This is a genomic window from Streptococcus sp. SG2 (assembly GCF_030439925.1).
GTDB classification, from domain to species: domain Bacteria; phylum Bacillota; class Bacilli; order Lactobacillales; family Streptococcaceae; genus Streptococcus; species Streptococcus gordonii.
Map to the genome: position 1 here is coordinate 198,919 of NZ_JAQFJD010000002.1, position 18,589 is coordinate 217,507.

Annotated in this window: 22 protein-coding genes and 1 tRNA gene; 18 read left to right on the plus strand and 5 right to left on the minus strand. The window is 41.6% G+C overall.

The features are described 5' to 3' along the window. Nucleotides 1-118: 118 nt before the first annotated feature. The 8 genes from PCY09_RS04850 (at nt 119) to rpmH (ending at nt 7,048) form a co-directional block, all read left to right on the plus strand. Complete coding sequence (locus PCY09_RS04850) at nt 119-1,318, plus strand: argininosuccinate synthase (protein ID WP_061601651.1); 1,200 nt, start codon at nt 119-121, stop codon at nt 1,316-1,318. A gap of 14 nt (nt 1,319-1,332) precedes the next feature. Then, nucleotides 1,333-2,718: an argininosuccinate lyase gene (gene argH / locus PCY09_RS04855; protein ID WP_061601650.1), complete on the plus strand. Its 1,386-nt coding sequence runs from the start codon at nt 1,333-1,335 to the stop codon at nt 2,716-2,718. Between the two features lie 147 nt (nt 2,719-2,865). Beyond that, nucleotides 2,866-3,225: a ribonuclease P protein component gene (gene rnpA, locus PCY09_RS04860; protein WP_008808202.1), complete on the plus strand. Its 360-nt coding sequence runs from the start codon at nt 2,866-2,868 to the stop codon at nt 3,223-3,225. Beyond that, nucleotides 3,209-4,024 carry a YidC/Oxa1 family membrane protein insertase gene (locus PCY09_RS04865; RefSeq protein WP_008808203.1) on the plus strand — a complete coding sequence of 272 codons (816 nt, stop codon included), beginning with the start codon at nt 3,209-3,211 and terminating at the stop codon, nt 4,022-4,024. Before rnpA ends, PCY09_RS04865 begins: the two co-directional genes overlap by 17 nt. 15 nt (nt 4,025-4,039) lie before the next feature. After that, a complete protein-coding gene (gene jag, locus PCY09_RS04870) occupies nt 4,040-5,002 on the plus strand; it encodes an RNA-binding cell elongation regulator Jag/EloR (protein ID WP_008808204.1) in 963 nt (320 codons plus the stop codon). 126 nt (nt 5,003-5,128) lie between these two features. Next, entirely contained in the window at nt 5,129-6,127 is a 999-nt protein-coding gene (locus tag PCY09_RS04875; RefSeq protein ID WP_008808205.1) for a DUF6287 domain-containing protein, read from the plus strand. A 14-nt stretch (nt 6,128-6,141) separates the two neighbouring features. Continuing rightward, entirely contained in the window at nt 6,142-6,774 is a 633-nt protein-coding gene (locus tag PCY09_RS04880; protein ID WP_070494370.1) for a ribonuclease P, read from the plus strand. Nucleotides 6,775-6,913: 139 nt separating this feature from the next. Then, nucleotides 6,914-7,048 carry a 50S ribosomal protein L34 gene (rpmH, locus tag PCY09_RS04885; RefSeq protein ID WP_000831902.1) on the plus strand — a complete coding sequence of 45 codons (135 nt, stop codon included), beginning with the start codon at nt 6,914-6,916 and terminating at the stop codon, nt 7,046-7,048. Nucleotides 7,049-7,189: 141 nt separating this feature from the next. Here the strand turns inward: rpmH and PCY09_RS04890 are convergent, their stop codons facing one another. From PCY09_RS04890 to PCY09_RS04900, 3 genes are read right to left on the minus strand one after another with little or no spacing between them, the layout of a single operon-like run. Further along, on the minus strand, nt 7,190-8,599 hold the full coding sequence (locus tag PCY09_RS04890) for a DUF4153 domain-containing protein (protein WP_125396791.1): 1,410 nt from the start codon (nt 8,597-8,599) through the stop codon (nt 7,190-7,192). A gap of 1 nt (nt 8,600) precedes the next feature. After that, nucleotides 8,601-8,819 carry a helix-turn-helix transcriptional regulator gene (locus PCY09_RS04895; RefSeq protein ID WP_045634443.1) on the minus strand — a complete coding sequence of 73 codons (219 nt, stop codon included), beginning with the start codon at nt 8,817-8,819 and terminating at the stop codon, nt 8,601-8,603. Nucleotides 8,820-8,827: 8 nt separating this feature from the next. Beyond that, a complete protein-coding gene (locus tag PCY09_RS04900) occupies nt 8,828-9,304 on the minus strand; it encodes a DUF2975 domain-containing protein (RefSeq protein WP_011999726.1) in 477 nt (158 codons plus the stop codon). A gap of 236 nt (nt 9,305-9,540) precedes the next feature. Here PCY09_RS04900 and PCY09_RS04905 point away from each other — a divergent pair, with 236 nt between their 5' ends. The 7 genes from PCY09_RS04905 to PCY09_RS04935 are packed head-to-tail and all read left to right on the plus strand — an operon-like array spanning nt 9,541 to nt 14,870. Next, complete coding sequence (locus PCY09_RS04905) at nt 9,541-10,311, plus strand: TatD family hydrolase (protein WP_125396792.1); 771 nt, start codon at nt 9,541-9,543, stop codon at nt 10,309-10,311. Then, a complete protein-coding gene (gene rnmV, locus PCY09_RS04910; RefSeq protein WP_061601642.1) occupies nt 10,283-10,873 on the plus strand; it encodes a ribonuclease M5 in 591 nt (196 codons plus the stop codon). The genes PCY09_RS04905 and rnmV overlap by 29 nt, the downstream gene beginning before the upstream one ends. Before the next feature lie 11 nt (nt 10,874-10,884). Then, nucleotides 10,885-11,739 carry an SDR family NAD(P)-dependent oxidoreductase gene (locus tag PCY09_RS04915; protein WP_125396794.1) on the plus strand — a complete coding sequence of 285 codons (855 nt, stop codon included), beginning with the start codon at nt 10,885-10,887 and terminating at the stop codon, nt 11,737-11,739. 36 nt (nt 11,740-11,775) lie between these two features. Further along, entirely contained in the window at nt 11,776-13,191 is a 1,416-nt protein-coding gene (locus PCY09_RS04920; RefSeq protein ID WP_125396795.1) for an SseB family protein, read from the plus strand. 11 nt (nt 13,192-13,202) lie between these two features. Continuing rightward, a complete protein-coding gene (locus PCY09_RS04925) occupies nt 13,203-13,538 on the plus strand; it encodes a hypothetical protein (RefSeq protein ID WP_061601639.1) in 336 nt (111 codons plus the stop codon). Continuing rightward, nucleotides 13,535-14,407, plus strand: coding sequence for a 16S rRNA (adenine(1518)-N(6)/adenine(1519)-N(6))-dimethyltransferase RsmA (rsmA, locus tag PCY09_RS04930; protein ID WP_061583192.1), 873 nt, complete (start codon nt 13,535-13,537; stop codon nt 14,405-14,407). Before PCY09_RS04925 ends, rsmA begins: the two co-directional genes overlap by 4 nt. 55 nt (nt 14,408-14,462) lie before the next feature. Next, entirely contained in the window at nt 14,463-14,870 is a 408-nt protein-coding gene (locus tag PCY09_RS04935) for a hypothetical protein (protein WP_061601638.1), read from the plus strand. A 15-nt stretch (nt 14,871-14,885) separates the two neighbouring features. Here the strand turns inward: PCY09_RS04935 and PCY09_RS04940 are convergent. Together PCY09_RS04940 and PCY09_RS04945 are read right to left on the minus strand one after the other, a co-directional pair. Continuing rightward, nucleotides 14,886-14,968: transfer RNA gene (locus PCY09_RS04940), tRNA-Leu, on the minus strand. 176 nt (nt 14,969-15,144) lie between these two features. After that, on the minus strand, nt 15,145-16,062 hold the full coding sequence (locus PCY09_RS04945) for a CPBP family intramembrane glutamic endopeptidase (RefSeq protein ID WP_061601637.1): 918 nt from the start codon (nt 16,060-16,062) through the stop codon (nt 15,145-15,147). Nucleotides 16,063-16,407: 345 nt separating this feature from the next. On the opposite strand from PCY09_RS04945, the gene rsgA reads away from it, so the two are divergent. The 3 genes from rsgA to PCY09_RS04960 are packed head-to-tail and all read left to right on the plus strand — an operon-like array spanning nt 16,408 to nt 18,588. Beyond that, nucleotides 16,408-17,286, plus strand: a complete 879-nt coding sequence (gene rsgA / locus PCY09_RS04950; RefSeq protein ID WP_061601636.1) for a ribosome small subunit-dependent GTPase A — start codon at nt 16,408-16,410, stop codon at nt 17,284-17,286. A gap of 17 nt (nt 17,287-17,303) precedes the next feature. Continuing rightward, nucleotides 17,304-17,963 (plus strand): ribulose-phosphate 3-epimerase, encoded by a 660-nt coding sequence (rpe, locus tag PCY09_RS04955; RefSeq protein WP_061601635.1) that lies wholly within the window; start codon nt 17,304-17,306, stop codon nt 17,961-17,963. After that, entirely contained in the window at nt 17,956-18,588 is a 633-nt protein-coding gene (locus tag PCY09_RS04960) for a thiamine diphosphokinase (protein WP_061601634.1), read from the plus strand. Before rpe ends, PCY09_RS04960 begins: the two co-directional genes overlap by 8 nt. Nucleotide 18,589: the final 1 nt, after the last annotated feature.

Here is an 18,589-nt window from a genome sequence, read left to right on the forward strand (position 1 = left end):
TGAATAAAAATTGATAAAACGTTTTTATTTTAATAAATATCGACTTTCTCTTGACATTTGCATTTTCATACCGTAGAATGTTTAAAAATACAAAATATAGAAGGGTAGGAGTAATCGCATGGTTAAAGAGAAAGTTATTTTGGCCTATTCAGGAGGTTTGGACACATCGGTGGCTATTACTTGGCTGAACAAGGATTATGATGTGATCGCAGTCTGCATGGACGTGGGTGAGGGAAATGATTTGGATTTCATTCATGATAAGGCGCTGAAAGTTGGCGCTATTGAATCTCACGTCATTGATGTTAAAGACGAGTTCGCGGAAGACTACGTCCTGGTTGCTCTGCAAGGACACACCTTCTATGAACAAAAATATCCTCTGGTGTCCGCTCTGAGCCGACCTCTGATTTCCAAGAAATTAGTTGAAATTGCCCACAAGACGGGGGCGACGACCATTGCACATGGCTGTACGGGAAAAGGAAACGATCAGGTCCGTTTTGAAGTGGCTATAGCCTCCTTGGATCCAAAGCTCAAGGTGATTGCTCCAGTCCGGGAGTGGAAATGGTCTCGGGAAGAAGAAATCAATTATGCCAAAGCTAATGGTGTGCCAATTCCTGCAGATCTGGATAGTCCTTACTCAGTCGATCAAAATCTTTGGGGTCGGGCTAACGAGTGCGGAGTCTTGGAAAATCCTTGGAATGAAGCACCGGAAGATGCCTATGATTTGACGGTTGCGCCAGAAGCAGCGCCAGACAGCCCAGCCTATGTAAATATTGACTTTGAAGCGGGTGTGCCGGTTGCTTTAGATGGCAAAAAGATGAAGCTTGCGGATTTGATCCTTGAGCTGAATGACTTGGCAGGACAACACGGTGTTGGACGGATTGACCATGTGGAAAATCGTCTGGTGGGGATTAAGTCTCGGGAAATCTATGAATGCCCTGGTGCAGTGACTCTCTTGGCTGCTCACAAGGAAATCGAGGATCTGACTCTAGTTAGAGAACTGGCTCATTTCAAACCGATTATCGAAAATGAGCTGTCCAATCTCATCTACAATGGTCTCTGGTTTAATCCGGCGACAGAAGCTTTGATTGCCTACCTTAAGTCCACTCAGCAAGTGGTCAATGGAACAGCTAAAGTGAAGCTTTATAAGGGATCTGTGACAGTTGTAGCGCGTAAGTCTGACAATTCTCTCTACGACGAAAATCTGGCTACCTATACCAGTGCAGATACCTTTGACCAGGATGCCGCGATTGGCTTTATCAAGCTATGGGGTCTTCCGTCTAAGGTTCACGCAGAGGTTCAGGCTCACAAAGACAAATAGAAAGGGGCTTTCCTATGGCGAATCATAAACTGTGGGGCGGACGTTTTGAAGCCTCACTGGAAGGCTGGGTAGAGGAATTTGGCGCCAGCATCGGATTTGACTATCGTCTGGCTCCTTATGACTTGCAGGGTAGCCTAGCCCATGTCAAAATGCTGGGGCAGACAGGAATTATTGCTCCAGAGGAAGCAGCTGCTATTCAGGCAGGCCTAGAAAAGCTGTTGGCACGTTATGAGGCTGGAGAGCTTGAGTTTGATGTGCGCAATGAAGATATTCATATGAATATGGAGGCTCTTCTGACCGAGGAGATTGGTCCAGTAGCCGGTAAGCTTCATACGGCTCGCTCCCGTAATGACCAGGTAGCGACAGATATGCACCTTTATCTCAAGGATCAGCTCGGTCAGATTGCGGATAAACTCTTGAATCTGCGTCAGGTGTTGCTGGACTTGGCAGAGGAGCATGTAGAGACCATCATGCCAGGCTATACCCATCTGCAGCATGCCCAGCCGATTAGCTTTGCTCATCATCTGCTGGCCTATTATCAGATGTTCAGCCGGGATAGTCAGCGCTTTGCCTTTAATCTGGAGCATACGGATTTGTCTCCTTTGGGAGCAGCGGCTCTAGCGGGGACAACGTTTCCGATTGACCGAGAGTTGACAGCTGATTTATTGGACTTCAAAGGCATTTATCACAATTCCTTGGATGCGGTAAGTGACCGAGATTTTATCTTGGAGTTTCTATCTAACAGCAGCATTCTCATCATGCATCTGTCTCGTCTCTGCGAGGAGCTGATTAACTGGTGCAGCTATGAATATGGCTTTGTCAGCTTATCAGATACCTTTAGTACTGGATCATCCATTATGCCGCAAAAGAAAAATCCGGACATGGCGGAGCTGATTCGGGGCAAGAGTGGTCGGGTCTATGGTCATCTCTTCAGCCTTCTGACGGTTATGAAATCCCTGCCCTTGGCCTATAATAAGGACCTACAGGAAGACAAGGAAGGTATGTTCGATACAGTAGATACCATCAAAAAGTCACTAGATATTATGGCGGGTATGCTGTCTAGTATGACGGTCAATAAGGAAAAAATGCTGGTTTCAACCCAGCAGGATTTCTCCAATGCGACAGAGTTGGCTGACTATCTGGCTAAGAAAGGATTGCCTTTCCGGGAAGCCCATGAGATTGTCGGGAGGTTGGTGCTGGAATGTAGCAAGGCAGGCTATTATCTACAGGATATCCCGCTGAGCCGTTATCAAGAAGTATCGTCTCTGATTGAAGAAGATATTTATCAAGTTCTTGAGTCGCAGACGGCTGTGCAAAAGCGTAATTCCCTTGGCGGGACAGGATTTGCACAGATTCGTCAGGAGTTGGAAAGAGCTAAAAAAGATCTGAACAATAAATAATATTTAGAAAACATCGTGAAAAAGAGCGATGTTTTTGCTTTATAAAAAGCTATAAATGAAGGTGGAAATAGCGCTAAAGGTTGCTGGCATTGGCTTTTTGGAAAAATATGGTATAATAGATATAATTTTGGTAGATGGAGTTAAATTTTGAAAAAAAGCTATCGCGTCAAGAGTGAAAAAGATTTCAATGCGATTTTTAATGATAAACAAAGTGTGGCTAATAAACGATTTGTCATCTATAAATTGGATAAAGATCAAAAACACTTTCGAGTGGGGCTTTCTGTCAGTAAAAAACTTGGGAATGCAGTTGTCAGAAATGGGATTAAGAGGAAGATTCGCCATGTCTTGATAGAGCATAGACAAGAGCTGCAACCGGTTGACTTTGTCATCATTGCTCGTAAGGGAGTGGAAGAGTTGAATTACAAAGAAATTGAGCGGAATTTGCTACATGTGCTGAAACTAGCTAAAATCTATCAGGAAGGGATTCTCAGTGAAAAAGAAGAGTAAGTTAGCAGGTCTCCTGCTTTTGTCCTCGCTTGTATTGACCGCTTGCGGAACGAGCGAAGTCACGTCACAATCAACTGATTTATGGGAGAAATTTGTTTTTTTCTTTGCGGAAACGATTCGTTTCTTATCCTTTAATAGTAGTTTGGGAATTGGAATAATCCTGTTTACCATTGTTATTCGAACAGTTCTTTTGCCAGTCTTCCAAATCCAGATGAATTCATCGCGCAAGATGCAGGAAGCTCAGCCACATATCAAAGCCTTGCAGGCAAAATATCCAGGCAAAGATATGGAGAGCAGAAATTTATTAGCGACAGAGACACAGAAACTCTACAAGGAATTAGGTGTCAATCCGCTTGCATCTTTCATACCACTCTTTATTCAAATGCCCGTACTCTTGGCCCTTTTTCAAGCTCTTACCCGAGTTGAATTTATGAAAACAGGTCATTTCCTCTGGCTTAACTTGGCAGAGAAAGATCCTTACTTTATTCTCCCCGTACTTGCTGCTCTCTTTACTTTCTTGAGTAGTTGGCTCAATAACAAGGGCTTGGCAGAGAAAAATGGAGCGATGACAGTTATGACCTATCTCATGCCACTCTTGATTTTCTGGTTTGCCCTGAGTTTTTCCAGTGGGGTAGCCCTCTACTGGACAGTGTCAAATGCCTACCAAGTAGGACAGACTTTAGTTTTGAGCAATCCGTTCAAAATGATCGCAGAGCGCGAAGCTAAGCTTAATGCTGCGCGTGAACAAGAAGAAAAGAAAAAACGTGCCTTCCGAAAAGCACAGAAAAAGAAAAAATAAGGAGGTCTCTTGCAAATGGTTGTATTTACAGGAGCAAGTGTAGAAGAAGCAATTCAAGAAGGATTGCGTGAGTTAGATATTCCTCGTATGAAAGCACATATTACTGTTATTTCACGTGAGAAAAAAGGTTTTCTAGGTTTATTTGGTAAAAAGCCCGCCCAAGTTGATGTGGAGCCAATCAGCGAAACAACAATGGTCAAGGCTAATCAAAAAGCTGTAAAAGGTGTTCCAGAGGAAGTTAATGCTAAAAACGAACCGGTCAAAAGTGTTAGTGAAGAAACAGTTGACTTGGGTCGGGTTGTCGCTGCAATCAAGAAGGTTGAAGGCGAAGGTGAGAAAGTTTCAGACGAAGTTAAGGCAGAAATCCTCAAACATGATAAACAAGCCAATACTATTTTAGAGGAAACTGGAACAATTGACCTTATTAAAAACCAAGTAAGACAAGGTGAATCAGAAGAAAAGAGCCAACCAGCTAATCAAGAGTTTTCAGATTTAGGTATCGAAGTTGAAGAAAACTATGACATTGAAGAAGTTGTCTCAGATGTGACAGCCTATGTCCAAGAAATCATCAATGAAATGGACGTTGAAGCAAGTTTATCATCTAGTTACAACCGTCGTACGGTCAATATGCAGATTGACACCAATGAACCTGGCCGTGTGATTGGATACCACGGAAAGGTTCTCAAAGCTCTGCAACTATTGGCTCAGAACTATCTCTATATTCGTTATGAAAAGAGTTTTTATATCTCTATTAATGTCAATGACTATGTGGAACATCGGGCTGAAGTCTTGCAAAGTTACGCTCAAAAATTGGCTAACAAAGCTTTGGAAGAGCGCCGTAGCCAGCCGACAGATCCAATGTCTAACAACGAACGCAAAATTATCCACCGAATCATTTCTAAAATGGATGGCGTTACTAGCTATTCAGAAGGCGACGAGCCAAACCGTTACGTCGTAGTTGATATTGATAGTGAGTAAAAGCTTCAATTATTAACTATGTCAGAATTTTTTATACAACAAAGTGAGACTGAGACGCCATTGTCTCCGTCTCCTTTCTTTTATAGATAATAAGTTTGAATGTAGAAAATCAAAGAGGGAAAGAATATGAAAAAAATACTTGTTTTATTACTTTCAGGCGCAATTTTTTTATGTGCATGTAGTCCGAAGGGAGATCATTCATCTCCTTCAAGTACTCCAAAACCATCAAAGCCATCTCAGACTTCTTCGAATTCTATTGAGCAAGATGAAAAAGCATATGCAAGTACTTTGGATAGTCTAAAAAATGATACATCAGAGGGGCGAGCAAATTTATACGCATTTTATGATATTGATGGAAACGGCACTAAAGAATTGCTAACTGGGCACCATTTCAAAGGTCAATATTATTTGGCAGCAATCTATTACTTGAAGCAAGGTGTTTCTACTTATTTAGCACAATCTAGAGTTGCTTCGGCAGGCGGAAGCAGAGAGGTCACAACTATTTATACTGATGGAACAGTCTTTTATGCCCAATGGCATTCTCTAAGCCCTGATGCTAAGGGTTATCTTTATCAACTGAGATCTGATAATAGTGGTGTAGATGTGCTAAAAGAAGCAGATTTTCAAATTGCAGGTGTGGATCCAAATTCTGAAAGCGGGCAACATACAGTATTTGGGACAGGATCTAAAAAAGAGCTTGATCTATCTTCGTTAAAGTGGAAAGACATAGAAAACTATCAAGCAACGACAAGTGTTGGAAATCAGAAAGAACAAAGTCGTTCGTCTCAATTGGATTTGGAAGCCATCCAAAAAGGAGATTATTCTAGTATTGAAGGCAGATGGAGAAATGGGAAGGGGAGTGAATTAGTATTTGATAAAAATGGCTTGGTTAATAACGACCTAAAATTGGGAAATAATTTTAGAATGATTGATTCTTATTTACAAGGTGGAGTATCCTCTGGAGGTCCGGGTGCAGCCATCTTGTTCATTCCAGCAGGTGTTGATATGTCTGTGACTGCGGATAATCAAACGATAGCAGATGCTTCTGATAAAAAACAAGATCGAATTCTTATAACACAGAGTGTTGTTGTTAATAACCCTGAGGTTTTCTATTATAGAGAGTAAAGAAAGGAAATTTTATGTCACTTTTCCCAGCTATAAAAGCTTATCTTCCTTATCAAGGTACTAAGTATATTGCTCCAGAAAAAGCAGGAGACCTTCGTGAGGTCATGCTGGATCTGAGAGCTAAGGGCCAAGCGGCTCGTAAAGAGTTCATAGATCTAGTCAAAGATTTTCAGGCCCTTTATCCGAAGTTAAGTTTGGAAAGAGCGAGTCAATGGATGAACCAAGCTCAAGTTCTGCGTCCTCATTTTTGGAATTATCTAAAAGGCTATGGAGAAATTACTGAGCCTATGTTCGCTCTGCGTTTGTATGGAAGTGCAGATGATTTTGGGGTATCGCTCGAAGTTAGCTTCATGGAGCGTAAGAAAGACGAAGATAGTCTCTCAAAGCAAAATCGAATCTTGCAAGTACCTATTGATAGACCAGTTTATTATTTTGCTCAGATAGATGGTGTGAGTCAGCGCTTTGAAGGCACAGAAGATAATCGCAGGTTACTTATGAAACAGGTCCAAGAAGGTCAGGTTCGCAAGGTTTTAGCCAAATACGATGTTAATCTATCTGGGGCTAATTCTAGAGAAGAAGTCTTGTCTAATTTACAAGAAGCAATGACTGCCCTGATTCCATTTTATGAAGCAACAAGGCCTCTATGATTCCGTTCTCAAAAGGAAACTTATTTTCTGGAACTATTGACAAAAGGCTTAGAATCATATAGAATAGTAAAGTATGTTTAGTAACTGATCACAACTAGCCGGCTAAACGAATACAAGAATCTAAGAGGAGGTATTCATCGTGAAACGTACTTATCAACCAAGTAAAATCCGTCGCGCGCGTAAACACGGTTTCCGTAATCGTATGTCTACTAAAAACGGTCGTCGCGTACTTGCAGCTCGTCGTCGTAAAGGACGCAAAGTTTTGGCTGCTTAATCAAAACGATTATAACAAGAAAAATCAGTGGAAACTCGAGACCACTGGTTTTTTCTATTATGCTGATAAAGAGATTATAAATAAAAATAAGACCAGATCGAAGATAAAATCGTTCTGGTCTTTTATATTCAAATTAGCTTATCACTTCAGTAAAAAAGGATATAGATAGCAAAGTATGGTGAAACTAATCATAGCATAAAGGATACCGATGCGAATAGCTTGGATAGGTTTATACAGTCGAATCAAGATGAGCAAACACCAAACCAATAAGACGAGGACAAACCAGCCGGAAAGTAACCGTAGAGGAGTTGGTCCATAAAGGTAAATATAGACACCAAATAATTTCCATCCTGCAAGTAAGGTCAGCAAGGTGGCAAATATAAAGAGCAGAGTGGTTGCTAACCGTGTACCTATCTGATCCCAGAGCGGTTTTTTAGAGATGAGATAAAAAGCTCCTAAAACAGCAAAATTAAGAAGAGAAACTCTAACAAGTTGCCAGAACCCAGTGACCGCAATGGAAGACGCACTTTGGGGAGAAATGGCTTCTGTAACAGTTCCAGCGCTCAGAAGATTTCCTAGCTCGCTTAGACCAGTTGTGAAAAAAAGGATATAGGTTAAAAGTAAGCTTCCAATGACAATATATGCTGCAAAGTTAGGGATAGCCCTTAGTGGCTGAACTTTTTCTTGGAATACTTGGTAGTTAAAAGTAGACGTTCTTTCGCTGAGCAAGCTACCCACAATGAGTCCATATAAGTAGAGACTGACTGGAATAGCAAGAAATAGCTGTGCTAGTATAGTAGCTATATCAATCTTGGAAAAAAGTGAGTCAAAGAAGGTCTGACTAAAATCGGACAATTGTATGAAGAGATTTGCAAAATTACCTGATACCTGACTTAGCTGAGTCCAAACAAAGTAAACCAGGATTCCTGAAGCCAAGAGGCTGCCTATTAGGATAACAAAATGTTGGAAGTTCTTTGAATAGCTGTCATTTGTCTTTTCAGAGCTTTCCTCCTCATGGAGAAATACGATGCAAGAAGCCATAAAGTTTTTAAAGGGTAGAGAATAGAAAGCTTGCATCAGATCAAACCAAACCATAATCCCTAAGCGTCCCTGGCTTAGCCAACCTGTACGGGACAGGACGTAGAAGGCAAAAGAGAGGTGGATAGCTAAAAATTGGAAAAAATCTAACTGCTGATGTGCACCCCAAATACTTAAAGCCATGGCTTGAGCAATGGTTAGAGTGAAAAAAACTCTCGTCTCTAATTTTTTGGCGCCTTCTTTTAATGGGATAGAGGTTGTATGTAATTTTTTGATTAGAAACTCAGTCGAAAGTAAAAGACCGATTGTGACTGGGAGAGAGTAAATAGTTTTAAGCTGCACTAGGATTGCAGTGTAAAAATAAGCTACCAGGTAGAAAACAATAGTTCCAATTTTAAAGATTTTTATTTGGGCGTCATCTAAAGGGCTAAAGATCGTCTGTTCTTCTAGATCATCTAGATCGTCTAGCTGATAGTCTTGCTCTTCTATCTGTTCTTGTAAAATTCTTTCCATTTTATGCCTCCTCTTTTTCATCTGGAATATATTCTAATATATCGCCGGGTTGGCATTCCAATTCTCGGCAAAGTGCATTGAGAGTTGAAAAGCGAACTGCTTTGGCTCGATTATTTTTCAAAATGGATAGATTGGCTGGTGTTAGATCAATCAGCTCAGCCAAGCGACCGGCACTGATACGCTTTTGTGCCATGACAAGGTCTAAATTTATCTGAATCATATGCCCTCCTAAATTGTGTAGTCTACTTGATCTTGCAGTTCAATAGCCTTGCCAAAAGCATTGCGAATGACACGGATAATTAAAGTTAAAATACTACAAGAAACTGTTACCAGGAGCATAGGTAGATAGACTGTCAGTCCCATGAAAAGTGAGATAAGAGCAACAATTCCAACTTCCCAGCCCAAATATCGGAGATATTGAACATTTTGTTGAATGAAAACTTGGTCCTGCCCGATATGATGAAGGAGCCGGTAAAGATGGACAATGCAGGTCAAAGCCAGTCCTCCTAAGGCGTAACCTAGCAAGAGCAAAATCCAGAATCGGGCCTCGCCTTGAACGAGAGGGGAAGGAAAGACGATAATAAGATTTACAATCCAAGGACCTAGGAAGATTAAGATAGTAGAAGCAATAAATAAAAGGCTAATGCTGATTTTTGTAAGACTGATGCTCCAATCTTCAGCAGTCTTTTTTGTTTTGTTGGTCATAATATCCTCCGACAAATATTTTAGTTCTTAGTAACTATAACACAAAAATTATCGATAATCAATAAGATTCTATCGAAAAATAACAAATAGTTATCGATTAAAGATCAGAAACTGCAAGTTTAAAAGTTTTGAAGTCAAATGATTGCTTCTACTAGTAAAGCAAGACGAGGAGCCAGTTCTTTTTTTGTCAGACTTTTTTGGTATAATGGTTAGAAGAAAAGGCAAGGGTAAAAAAGATGGAAATTTTTGACACACACACGCATTTAAATGTGGAAGAATTTGCTGGTCGAGAGGCAGAGGAGCTTCAATTAGCCAAAGAAATGAGTGTTGTTGCACACAATATTGTCGGTTTTGACCGACCGACCATTGAGCGCGCTTTGGAGTTGGCGGACAGCTATGATCAGCTTTATGCTACGATTGGCTGGCATCCGACTGAGGCGGGGACTTATGATGAGGCGGTGGAAGCTTATCTGCTGGATAAGCTTCGTCACCCCAAGGTTGTAGCTCTGGGCGAGATTGGTCTGGACTATCACTGGATGATTGCGCCTAAGGATGTTCAGGAGCGGGTTTTTCGACGCCAAATCCAGCTCTCCAAAGAGCTGAACCTGCCCTTTGTCGTTCACACACGTGACGCATTGGATGACACCTATGAGATTATCAAGAGTGAAGGTGTCGGACCTAGAGGTGGTATCATGCACTCTTATTCAGGTTCTTTGGAAATGGCAGAGCGCTTTATCGAGCTAGGAATGATGATTTCCTTTTCTGGAGTCGTCACCTTTAAAAAAGCGACAGATATTCAGGAGGCTGCGCAGAACCTGCCTTTGGACAAAATCCTCGTCGAGACGGATGCGCCTTACTTGGCGCCTGTTCCCAAACGTGGCCGAGAAAATAAAACAGCCTATACCCGCTATGTGGTAGAGAAAATTGCTGAGCTGCGTGGGCTTACTGTCGAAGAAGTAGCGCAGGCGACCTATGCCAATGCAAAGAAGGTGTTTGGGCTTGACTGAGAAGATAAAAATCCCTCAAGTAATCGTCGTTGAGGGCAAGGATGACACAGCCAATTTGCAGCGGTTTTATCAAGTTGATACTTACGAGACGAGAGGATCTGCGATCAATGAAGAAGATCTAGAGCGGATTGAGAAACTGCACCAGCTACGTGGGGTTATTGTCTTTACCGATCCAGACTACAATGGTGAGCGCATTCGTCGAATAATTATGGAGGCTGTGCCAACTGCTCAACATGCCTTTCTCCGACGAGATGAGGCAACTCCCAAGTCTAAGAACAAAGGTCGGTCGCTCGGAGTAGAGCACGCTTCATTTGAGGATTTACAGCAGGCATTGGCTGGTCTGGTTGGACATTTCGATGATGAGGACGACTTTGACATCACCAAAAGTGACCTTGTGCGACTGGGACTACTTATGGGGAGTGACAGCCGTCAGCGTCGAGAGTATCTGGGTGAAGAGCTCCGTATCGGCTACTCCAATGGTAAACAGCTCCTCAAACGCTTGGAGTTGTTTGGGGTGACCTTGGCGGAAGTGGAAGAAACCATGCGTAAGTATTCAGTCTAACGGAGTAAGGAATGAAAAAAGTAATTATTACGGGTGGCAATAGTGGTATTGGTTATCAGGCTGCTAAACAGTTAGCTGAAAAGGGCTGGTCAGTGACCTTATTTTGCCGGCGAAAAGAAGCTGCTGAGCAAGCCTGTGAGAAAATCCGCCAACAAACAGGAAATCCACGTGTAGATTATATCTTGGTTGATCTATCTGATGTGAAGAGCGTCAGGAAAGCAGTAGAACAGTATATCCAAAAGAAAGACGCTCTAGACGTCCTGATTAACAATGCAGCTGACTTTGATTTGTCAGTCAAAAAGCCAATCCTGACTAGGGAGGGATTGGAAAAGCAATTTGCGACCAATGTGGTTGCTCCCTTTTTACTTTCTGTCTTGTTGAGAGGCTTACTAGAAAAGTCTGAGAGTGGTCGGATTATTAATATTTCTTCTCAAGGGTTGGTGCTGTATCCTTTCATAAAGCTTGATTTTGAAAATTTATCTGGTCAAAAACATTACAGCCCTGCTAAGACCTATTATCAGAATAAGTTGGCCTTATTGATGCTGTCGCTTTATATGCGGAAACATTGGAAAGACATCAAGGTGCAGGCAATCCGTGTGACCAATGTCAAAGTAGATATGAACCGCTATGATCACCTCAGCGCTTTTATGAAAAATCTGTATAAAATTAAGTCAAAATTTTCGATTAGTCCTGAAGAAATGGCGAAAGTCTATACAGCCTTATCTACAGAAGATGGTTATGAGGGCTTTTTGTATGACGAGAAATGCAGAGAAGTAAAGGCTAACGCATTTGCTTACAAGGAAGAAGAGCAGAAAAAACTTTGCACTTTGCTTGAGCAAATGACCTGCGTAAAGGATAACGTATAAAGAATTAAAAAATAAAGTCCATAAGGAGAAATAGCATTGGCTTGGTTTAATTTGGGGAAGAAAAAAGAAAAAATAGAATCTGCAACAGAAGTTGTAAAAGAGAAAATTGAGACAAGTGCTTGCTTGGGAGTGTTTGACTTCTTTGCACTTGGGAAGTCCGATCAGCTGTTGATCTTGGGCAGATTGAAAGGAAACTTAAAGTTAGGCGACCGTCTGCAAGTATGCAATCCTGGCGAAAGCTTTGAGTCTTTTGGCGAGCTGACGGTTGAAAAATTAAGCAATGGAAAAGAAGATTCTAACTTCTTGACAGATGAGCCCCTTGCCCATATTGTTGTAGCTGCATCTGAGGTCGCAGGTCGACTTAAAAAGGGGAGTGTTCTCTATACGTCCAATATAGATGAGCGCCAGCTTTTATCTAGTTATACAGATGCCCTTTATACATCTTTTGTGGAAATGCAGAATGGAGATATGAGCAATGAAGACTATCTGCGAGCTAGTTTAGAAGATAGTGTAGAAATTTTGCGTTTGTTCTTATGGGATTGTAGAGAGAATCGACAAAATGGAAGCGAAGAAGAATATCAAAAAAATCTGGCTAAAATTGCCCACCTTGAGGAAGTTGTAAGAGACAAGCTACTTGAAGCAGATGAGGTCTATGTGATTTATTCGCAATTAACAGGAGAGCCCTATATGTTTTCAAAGACATATGACAGAGGGGATGATGGCTACCTGTGTACAGATCCTTTGATTCACCTCTCAACTTCTCGTTGGTACCATCATTACAAAGAAACGTTTGACAGTCAGCCGAATACCCAAGTGAGACGGATTGAAAATACAGAGGACAAGGAAGCTATTAAAAACTTCTTGGGTTCCGCTTTTTACCTTAATGGTGCGCTAGGAATTATCATGAATTCAGATGATGTGTGCATCAAGGCTCAAAACTTGGTAGAAAAACCTGATTTTTCAAATCTACCTGAGATCCAGGTGCCTGTCATGAATCCTGATGTAGTGAGATGGTTACTTTTACTTGGACAGCTAGGCAAGCCTGACACTGAAGACAAACAGCTGGTAGACAGGCTTTATTATGGCTTCCTATCAAAGGCAGTGCCTAAGGCTAAATTCCTCATTCCGGTGCGAAGAGGGGAGAACTTCCCTGAAGCGAGCGATGAAGCCAAGGAAGTAATGTTAGAAAGAGGGGCTAGTCTAGATTTACCAGTTCGAGAAGGAAAAGACGGCCGACAAGCTATCTCTCTCTTTACAGACTGGAAACGTCTGCGGATGGTTTTTGATGAAGAGTGGAACGGTATGATCGAGCCGGCAGGGAATATGATTGCTATGTTTGACTATATTGTCAATGGAACAGAGTATCTAAAAGCGGGATGTTACATAAGCCAAGATTCTTTCAAAGAAATGGAAAAACTAAGTGCCGAGTTAAATGATGCTCCAAAGCAGTAGAAGAGGTAAATATGAAGATTATAGTTGACAGAGTCTCGGTTAGTGCAGGAGATGATACTGTTCCACATAAGACAGAATATGAAGTGTCTGAAGAAATGACGGTAGGAGCTTTCTTTGCTTTTCTTGAAGAAGATAGTTATCTCCCTCTTGTTCAAGGAAATGATGTTGCATGGGAACTTCGCAATATCAATGGGGAACAGGGGGCCTACTTTACAAAAACAAAAGAGACGCTTCAATCAGATGCCTTGTTAAAGACAATGATTGAAGAGGCAAATGGTGATAACCAATTTGAGCTGATTTACCATTCTACACCTGAAAATTATTTAAAAAGAAAAGAGAATAGATGAGAATTGCAGACCATAGTGTGACCCGTGCCATTCTGGAGCGTCACGGTTTCACCTTTAAAAAATCTTTCGGTCAGAATTTCCTGACTGATACCAACATCCTCCAGAAGATTGTGGATACTGCTGAGATTGACAAAAAGGTCAATGTCATTGAAATTGGTCCTGGTATTGGGGCTTTGACGGAGTTTTTGGCAGAAAATGCTGCGGAAGTCATGGCCTTTGAGATAGATGATCGGTTGGTGCCGATTTTAGCGGATACTTTGCGCGATTTTGACAATGTGACAGTGGTTAATCAGGATATTCTCAAGGTTGATTTAGCCCAGTACATAGCAGAGTTTAAAAATCCAGACCTGCCTATCAAGGTGGTGGCAAATCTTCCCTACTACATCACGACGCCGATCCTCATGCATTTGATTGAGAGCGGAATTCCTTTTAGTGAGTTTGTCGTAATGATGCAAAAAGAAGTGGCGGATCGGATTTCGGCTCAGCCGAATACCAAGGCCTACGGCAGTTTGTCAATCGCGGTCCAGTATTACATGACGGCCAAGGTAGCCTTTATCGTACCTCGGACAGTCTTTGTGCCTGCTCCAAATGTGGATTCGGCTATTCTCAAGATGGTGCGAAGAGAGCGACCAGCAGTTGAGGTCCAGGACGAGAAATTCTTTTTCAAGGTCACCAAAGCCAGTTTTGTCCATCGCAGGAAAACTCTCTGGAATAATCTGACTAGTTATTTCGGTAAGTCTGAAGAAGTCAAGACCAAGCTTGAAAGAGCTTTAGAAAAAGCCGATCTTGCGGCCAATGTTCGAGGAGAAGCGCTAGACTTGGCAGCTTTTGCCCGCTTGAGTGACGCTTTAAAGTCTGAGGGACTATAAAAAAAGAAGACTTGCTCTCTGGTAGCTGGTCTTCTATTTTATTCATGAGGTTCATATGAGAGCGAAATATCTATCTTTGTTTTCTGGGCTACTCTGGATGTCGCAGTCTTTGCTCCATTTTTTGCTGATGCTAGGCCTGCCTCTGGGACGTTTGGTCTTTGGTGGTGCTTTTGTAGTATTTCCTTTATGGTTGCGGCCGGTTAACTTCCTGCTGTTCTCATTGTGGGCTTTCTTTAGTTTTAGTTATCTAGCTTTTGGTGGTTGGTTGAAAAGTGGCTTGAGGTCTTCAGTTTTGAGGAAAGTCATTTTAGTTGGAACTGTGTTTCTATTTTTGGCTACGTTTTTCAATTTCTTTATCAGTGCGAGTCCATTAGAGAAATATTTAACAGGAAGCCTGACCTTCCTAGTTTTTCTAAGCAGTAGCCTTCTTCTCCATAATAAGAAAAAATCCTATCATGATTGATAGGGTTGCTTTTGATGCGGAGGAAGGGATTTGAACCCTCACACCCGTACGGGCACATGCGCCTGAAGCATGCGTGTCTGCCGTTCCACCACCTCCGCTTGTTCTCTATTATAACATATTTTTTAAAAAATCCAAGAAAAAATGGCCAGATTAGACAGTGCCATCCATAAAATCAGATGAGGCTGGAAGATTTATTCCAGCCTCTAGTCATGATGAATTGCAAATAAAAGTTGAAGAATTTTTCTCTAACCTCTTCTTGCTACTTTTGTATTATTTATTCTACAATTTGAGGATAGAGGTTTTCTTGTTCTTTGGATGTATCTTTCAAGATGAAGATAGCCCATAAGAGAGCTAAAATGAAGACAACCAAGCCAGGAACTCCTCCCTCAGGTCCGAATTGTCCACCTGTGATAAGTGTACGATTGGAAGTTGTAAAGTACATCAAGGAAGACTCGCTGTCAAATCCACTGACATGGAAACCATAAACGTTACCCATGATGAAGTTCCAAGCGAAGTGGAAGCCACAAGGTCCCCAGATATTTCCGCGCTTCAGAGCGTAAACGGCTGTGAAAAGGCCAAAAACGAATAGGTGGACAGTTGAGAGCCAAGAAGCACCATTATTATCCAAATGGAAATAAGAGAACATGGTAGAAGCAATCAAAATGGCTATGTAGGTGTTTTTATGATAGGAAATAATGGGAATCAACCATCCGCGAATGTAAATCTCTTCTGCAGCTGTTTGGAAAATATAGCCGATGAGAACTAAAATCCAAGAAACGAGGAAAGGCAAACTAAATTGGATCCGGTCAAACTTAGCATCTCCTGTAATGAAGAAGACGATTAAGACGGTCGTAATCATGATGGCACCCACCAACACACCTTTAGCGAATTCGGGAAGGCCATTTCCTCTAGAGAATCCCATGGTTCGTATCGGTCGTTTTTCAATGAATTTGACCCAAAGGAAGAAGGCGATAATGGTGTAGAGGAAGGACCAAAGGTCCAAAATATTCCACCAGTCAGGAATCCAACTTTGCTTGTCCAAGAAAAAGTTAGTCGAAGCCCTACTGATCGGAGACATATATTGGGTAATATAGTAAAGGATGAAGGGAGCTAAAAACCAAGGAGTCAAAAATTTCCCTTTTTTGACATTGGAAATGAGCGGGTTGCTCTTTGAGAGAAATGAAAGGCTCATAAATAACCTCCTTATAGCTAGCATGAACCATTAACGAAGTCAGAGACTTGCTTCTTGATGAAGAAGCTTCTGCTTCACTGGAATTCCAGTAGTAACCAGATGGACAAGTGCCTTGTGATTGTCACCTTCCCTTCTAATTGTACTTGTCCCATTCCTCACACGAGGCATATAGATGTTTGTTATTTACCTCTCTATTATAAAACTTTTAGAAAGCGTTTACAACATTCTGTCCTTGTTTATATAGAAAATCTTACAACTAAAGAATTTGTGGCTTTCTTAGTAAACTTGTAAGCTAAATCAAACATTTTTTGTTATAATGGGTGTACTAACTTTTAAGGAGTAATCTTGCAAGGTAAAATCATTAAAGCCTTAGCTGGTTTCTATTATGTAGAGTCGGCTGGGCAAATTTATCAAACCAGAGCTAGAGGAAATTTTCGAAAAAAAGGACAGACACCTTATGTTGGTGATGAGGTTGAATTTTCAGCAGAAAAGGACTCAGAAGGTTATATTTTAAAAATAGCAGAGCGTAAAAACAGTCTTGTACGCCCTCCGATTGTGAATATTGACCAGGCGGTTGTTATCATGAGCGCCAAGGAACCGGATTTTAATCCAAATCTCTTGGATCGTTTCTTGGTTCTCTTGGAACATAAAGGGATTCATCCGATTCTCTATATTAGTAAACTGGATTTGCTGGATTGTGAAGATGAGCTAGATGAATTCTTACAAGTCTATCGAACAATTGGCTATGATGTGGTCCAAAGCGTTGAGGAATTATTACCTCTTCTAGCGGATAAAATAACTGTTTTTATGGGACAAACAGGAGTTGGGAAATCAACTCTTCTCAATAAGATTGCCCCAGATTTACAATTAGAGACAGGCGAGATTTCTGAAAGTCTGGGCCGAGGTCGTCATACGACACGGGCTGTCAGCTTTTACAATCTGAACGGCGGGAAGATCGCTGATACGCCAGGATTTTCGTCATTGGATTACGAGGTGAGTACGGCTGAAGATCTCAATCAAGCTTTTCCCGAGATTGCTGAGTTTAGCAAATTCTGTAAGTTTCGTACTTGTACCCATACCCATGAGCCAAATTGTGCAGTCAAGCCAGCGGTCGAAAGTGGTCGGATAGCAACTTTTCGCTTTGACAACTATCTGCAATTTCTCAGTGAGATTGAAAATCGAAGAGAAACCTATAAAAAAACAGCTAAGAAAATACCTAAATAGGAAACAGGAGAAAAACTATGACACAATTTAAAATTGCACCATCTATCTTAAGCGCTGATTACGCTAATTTTGAAAGTGAATTGAAAAGACTAGAAGCGGCTGGAGCTGACTATGCTCATATTGACGTAATGGACGGCCACTTTGTTCCTAATATCACCTTTGGAGCGGGTGTTGTAGCTAGCATGCGTCCACATAGCAAATTGGTGTTTGACTGTCATCTGATGGTTACAAATCCTGAAAAGCATATCGAGGAATTCGTTCGTGCTGGGGCAGATATTATTACAATCCATGTAGAAGCGACTCCCCATATCCATGGAGCGCTCCAACAAATCCGTGCCGCAGGAGTAAAAGCAGGTGTCGTAATCAATCCGGGTACCCCAGTTCAAGCGATTCAGCATGTGTTAGGCTTGGTAGACCAAGTCTTGGTGATGACTGTGAACCCTGGCTTTGGCGGACAAGCCTTTTTGCCTGAGACCTTGGTTAAAGTGAGTGAGTTAGCGAGCCTTCGGGAACAAGAACAATTACAATTTGATATCGAGGTTGATGGTGGTATTGACAATCAAACCATCAAGCAAGCAAAAGCAGCTGGCGCTAACGTCTTTGTAGCAGGTAGCTATGTCTTTAAAGGCGATGTCGACCATCAAGTTCAAACCTTGAAGGAAGCCTTACATGACTAAGGTTGTTCTAGTTGCTGGAGGTCAATTAGAAGAATTACCCTCAGATGTTGATGCCTGGGTCGGTGTGGATCGAGGCAGTCTCCACTTGATAGAGCAAGGTATAGTTCCCGATTTGGCGGTAGGAGATTTCGACTCTGTATCCCCGCAGGAATTTGAGCTAATTCAAAAGCAAACTAAAGAGGTCCTATGTGCCCAGCCAGAAAAAGATGATACAGATCTTGAGTTGGCTGTCACGGCTACTTTTGAGCGCTATCCAGACGCAAATGTTACTATTTTTGCTGCTTTTGGAGGCCGTATGGATCATACTCTAGCCAATGTTTTTCTTCCTAGCAACCCAAAGATTGCTCCTTATATGGAGCGACTTGCTTTGCAAGATGAACAAAACCTGCTTACCTATCGACCGGCAGGCAAACATTTAATCGATCCTATAGAAGGAATGGCCTATGTTGCCTTTATGCCAACACAGGATATTGCCTTGACCATTGAAGGAGCCAAGTATCCTTTAAATGAAAAAAATTTTTTCTTTAAAAAAGTCTATGCTTCTAACGAATTTATAGGTGAGCCCATTTCCCTGTCTTTTGATTCTGGGTATGTGGTGATTATGTATAGTAAAGATAGGAAATAAG

What these genes read in the sequence shown, in the direction of transcription:
- PCY09_RS04905 (WP_125396792.1), top strand. Translation starts at nt 9,541, where the DNA reads ATGGAAATTTTTGACACACACACGCATTTAAATGTGGAAGAATTTGCT.
- argH (WP_061601650.1), top strand. Translation starts at nt 1,333, where the DNA reads ATGGCGAATCATAAACTGTGGGGCGGACGTTTTGAAGCCTCACTGGAA.
- jag (WP_008808204.1), top strand. Translation starts at nt 4,040, where the DNA reads ATGGTTGTATTTACAGGAGCAAGTGTAGAAGAAGCAATTCAAGAAGGA.
- PCY09_RS04945 (WP_061601637.1), bottom strand. Translation starts at nt 16,062, where the DNA reads ATGAGCCTTTCATTTCTCTCAAAGAGCAACCCGCTCATTTCCAATGTC.
- PCY09_RS04875 (WP_008808205.1), top strand. Translation starts at nt 5,129, where the DNA reads ATGAAAAAAATACTTGTTTTATTACTTTCAGGCGCAATTTTTTTATGT.
- PCY09_RS04915 (WP_125396794.1), top strand. Translation starts at nt 10,885, where the DNA reads ATGAAAAAAGTAATTATTACGGGTGGCAATAGTGGTATTGGTTATCAG.
- PCY09_RS04960 (WP_061601634.1), top strand. Translation starts at nt 17,956, where the DNA reads ATGACTAAGGTTGTTCTAGTTGCTGGAGGTCAATTAGAAGAATTACCC.
- PCY09_RS04935 (WP_061601638.1), top strand. Translation starts at nt 14,463, where the DNA reads ATGAGAGCGAAATATCTATCTTTGTTTTCTGGGCTACTCTGGATGTCG.
- rpe (WP_061601635.1), top strand. Translation starts at nt 17,304, where the DNA reads ATGACACAATTTAAAATTGCACCATCTATCTTAAGCGCTGATTACGCT.
- PCY09_RS04880 (WP_070494370.1), top strand. Translation starts at nt 6,142, where the DNA reads ATGTCACTTTTCCCAGCTATAAAAGCTTATCTTCCTTATCAAGGTACT.
- PCY09_RS04900 (WP_011999726.1), bottom strand. Translation starts at nt 9,304, where the DNA reads ATGACCAACAAAACAAAAAAGACTGCTGAAGATTGGAGCATCAGTCTT.
- PCY09_RS04895 (WP_045634443.1), bottom strand. Translation starts at nt 8,819, where the DNA reads ATGATTCAGATAAATTTAGACCTTGTCATGGCACAAAAGCGTATCAGT.
- PCY09_RS04890 (WP_125396791.1), bottom strand. Translation starts at nt 8,599, where the DNA reads ATGGAAAGAATTTTACAAGAACAGATAGAAGAGCAAGACTATCAGCTA.
- PCY09_RS04925 (WP_061601639.1), top strand. Translation starts at nt 13,203, where the DNA reads ATGAAGATTATAGTTGACAGAGTCTCGGTTAGTGCAGGAGATGATACT.
- rsmA (WP_061583192.1), top strand. Translation starts at nt 13,535, where the DNA reads ATGAGAATTGCAGACCATAGTGTGACCCGTGCCATTCTGGAGCGTCAC.
- PCY09_RS04850 (WP_061601651.1), top strand. Translation starts at nt 119, where the DNA reads ATGGTTAAAGAGAAAGTTATTTTGGCCTATTCAGGAGGTTTGGACACA.
- rnmV (WP_061601642.1), top strand. Translation starts at nt 10,283, where the DNA reads ATGCAAAGAAGGTGTTTGGGCTTGACTGAGAAGATAAAAATCCCTCAA.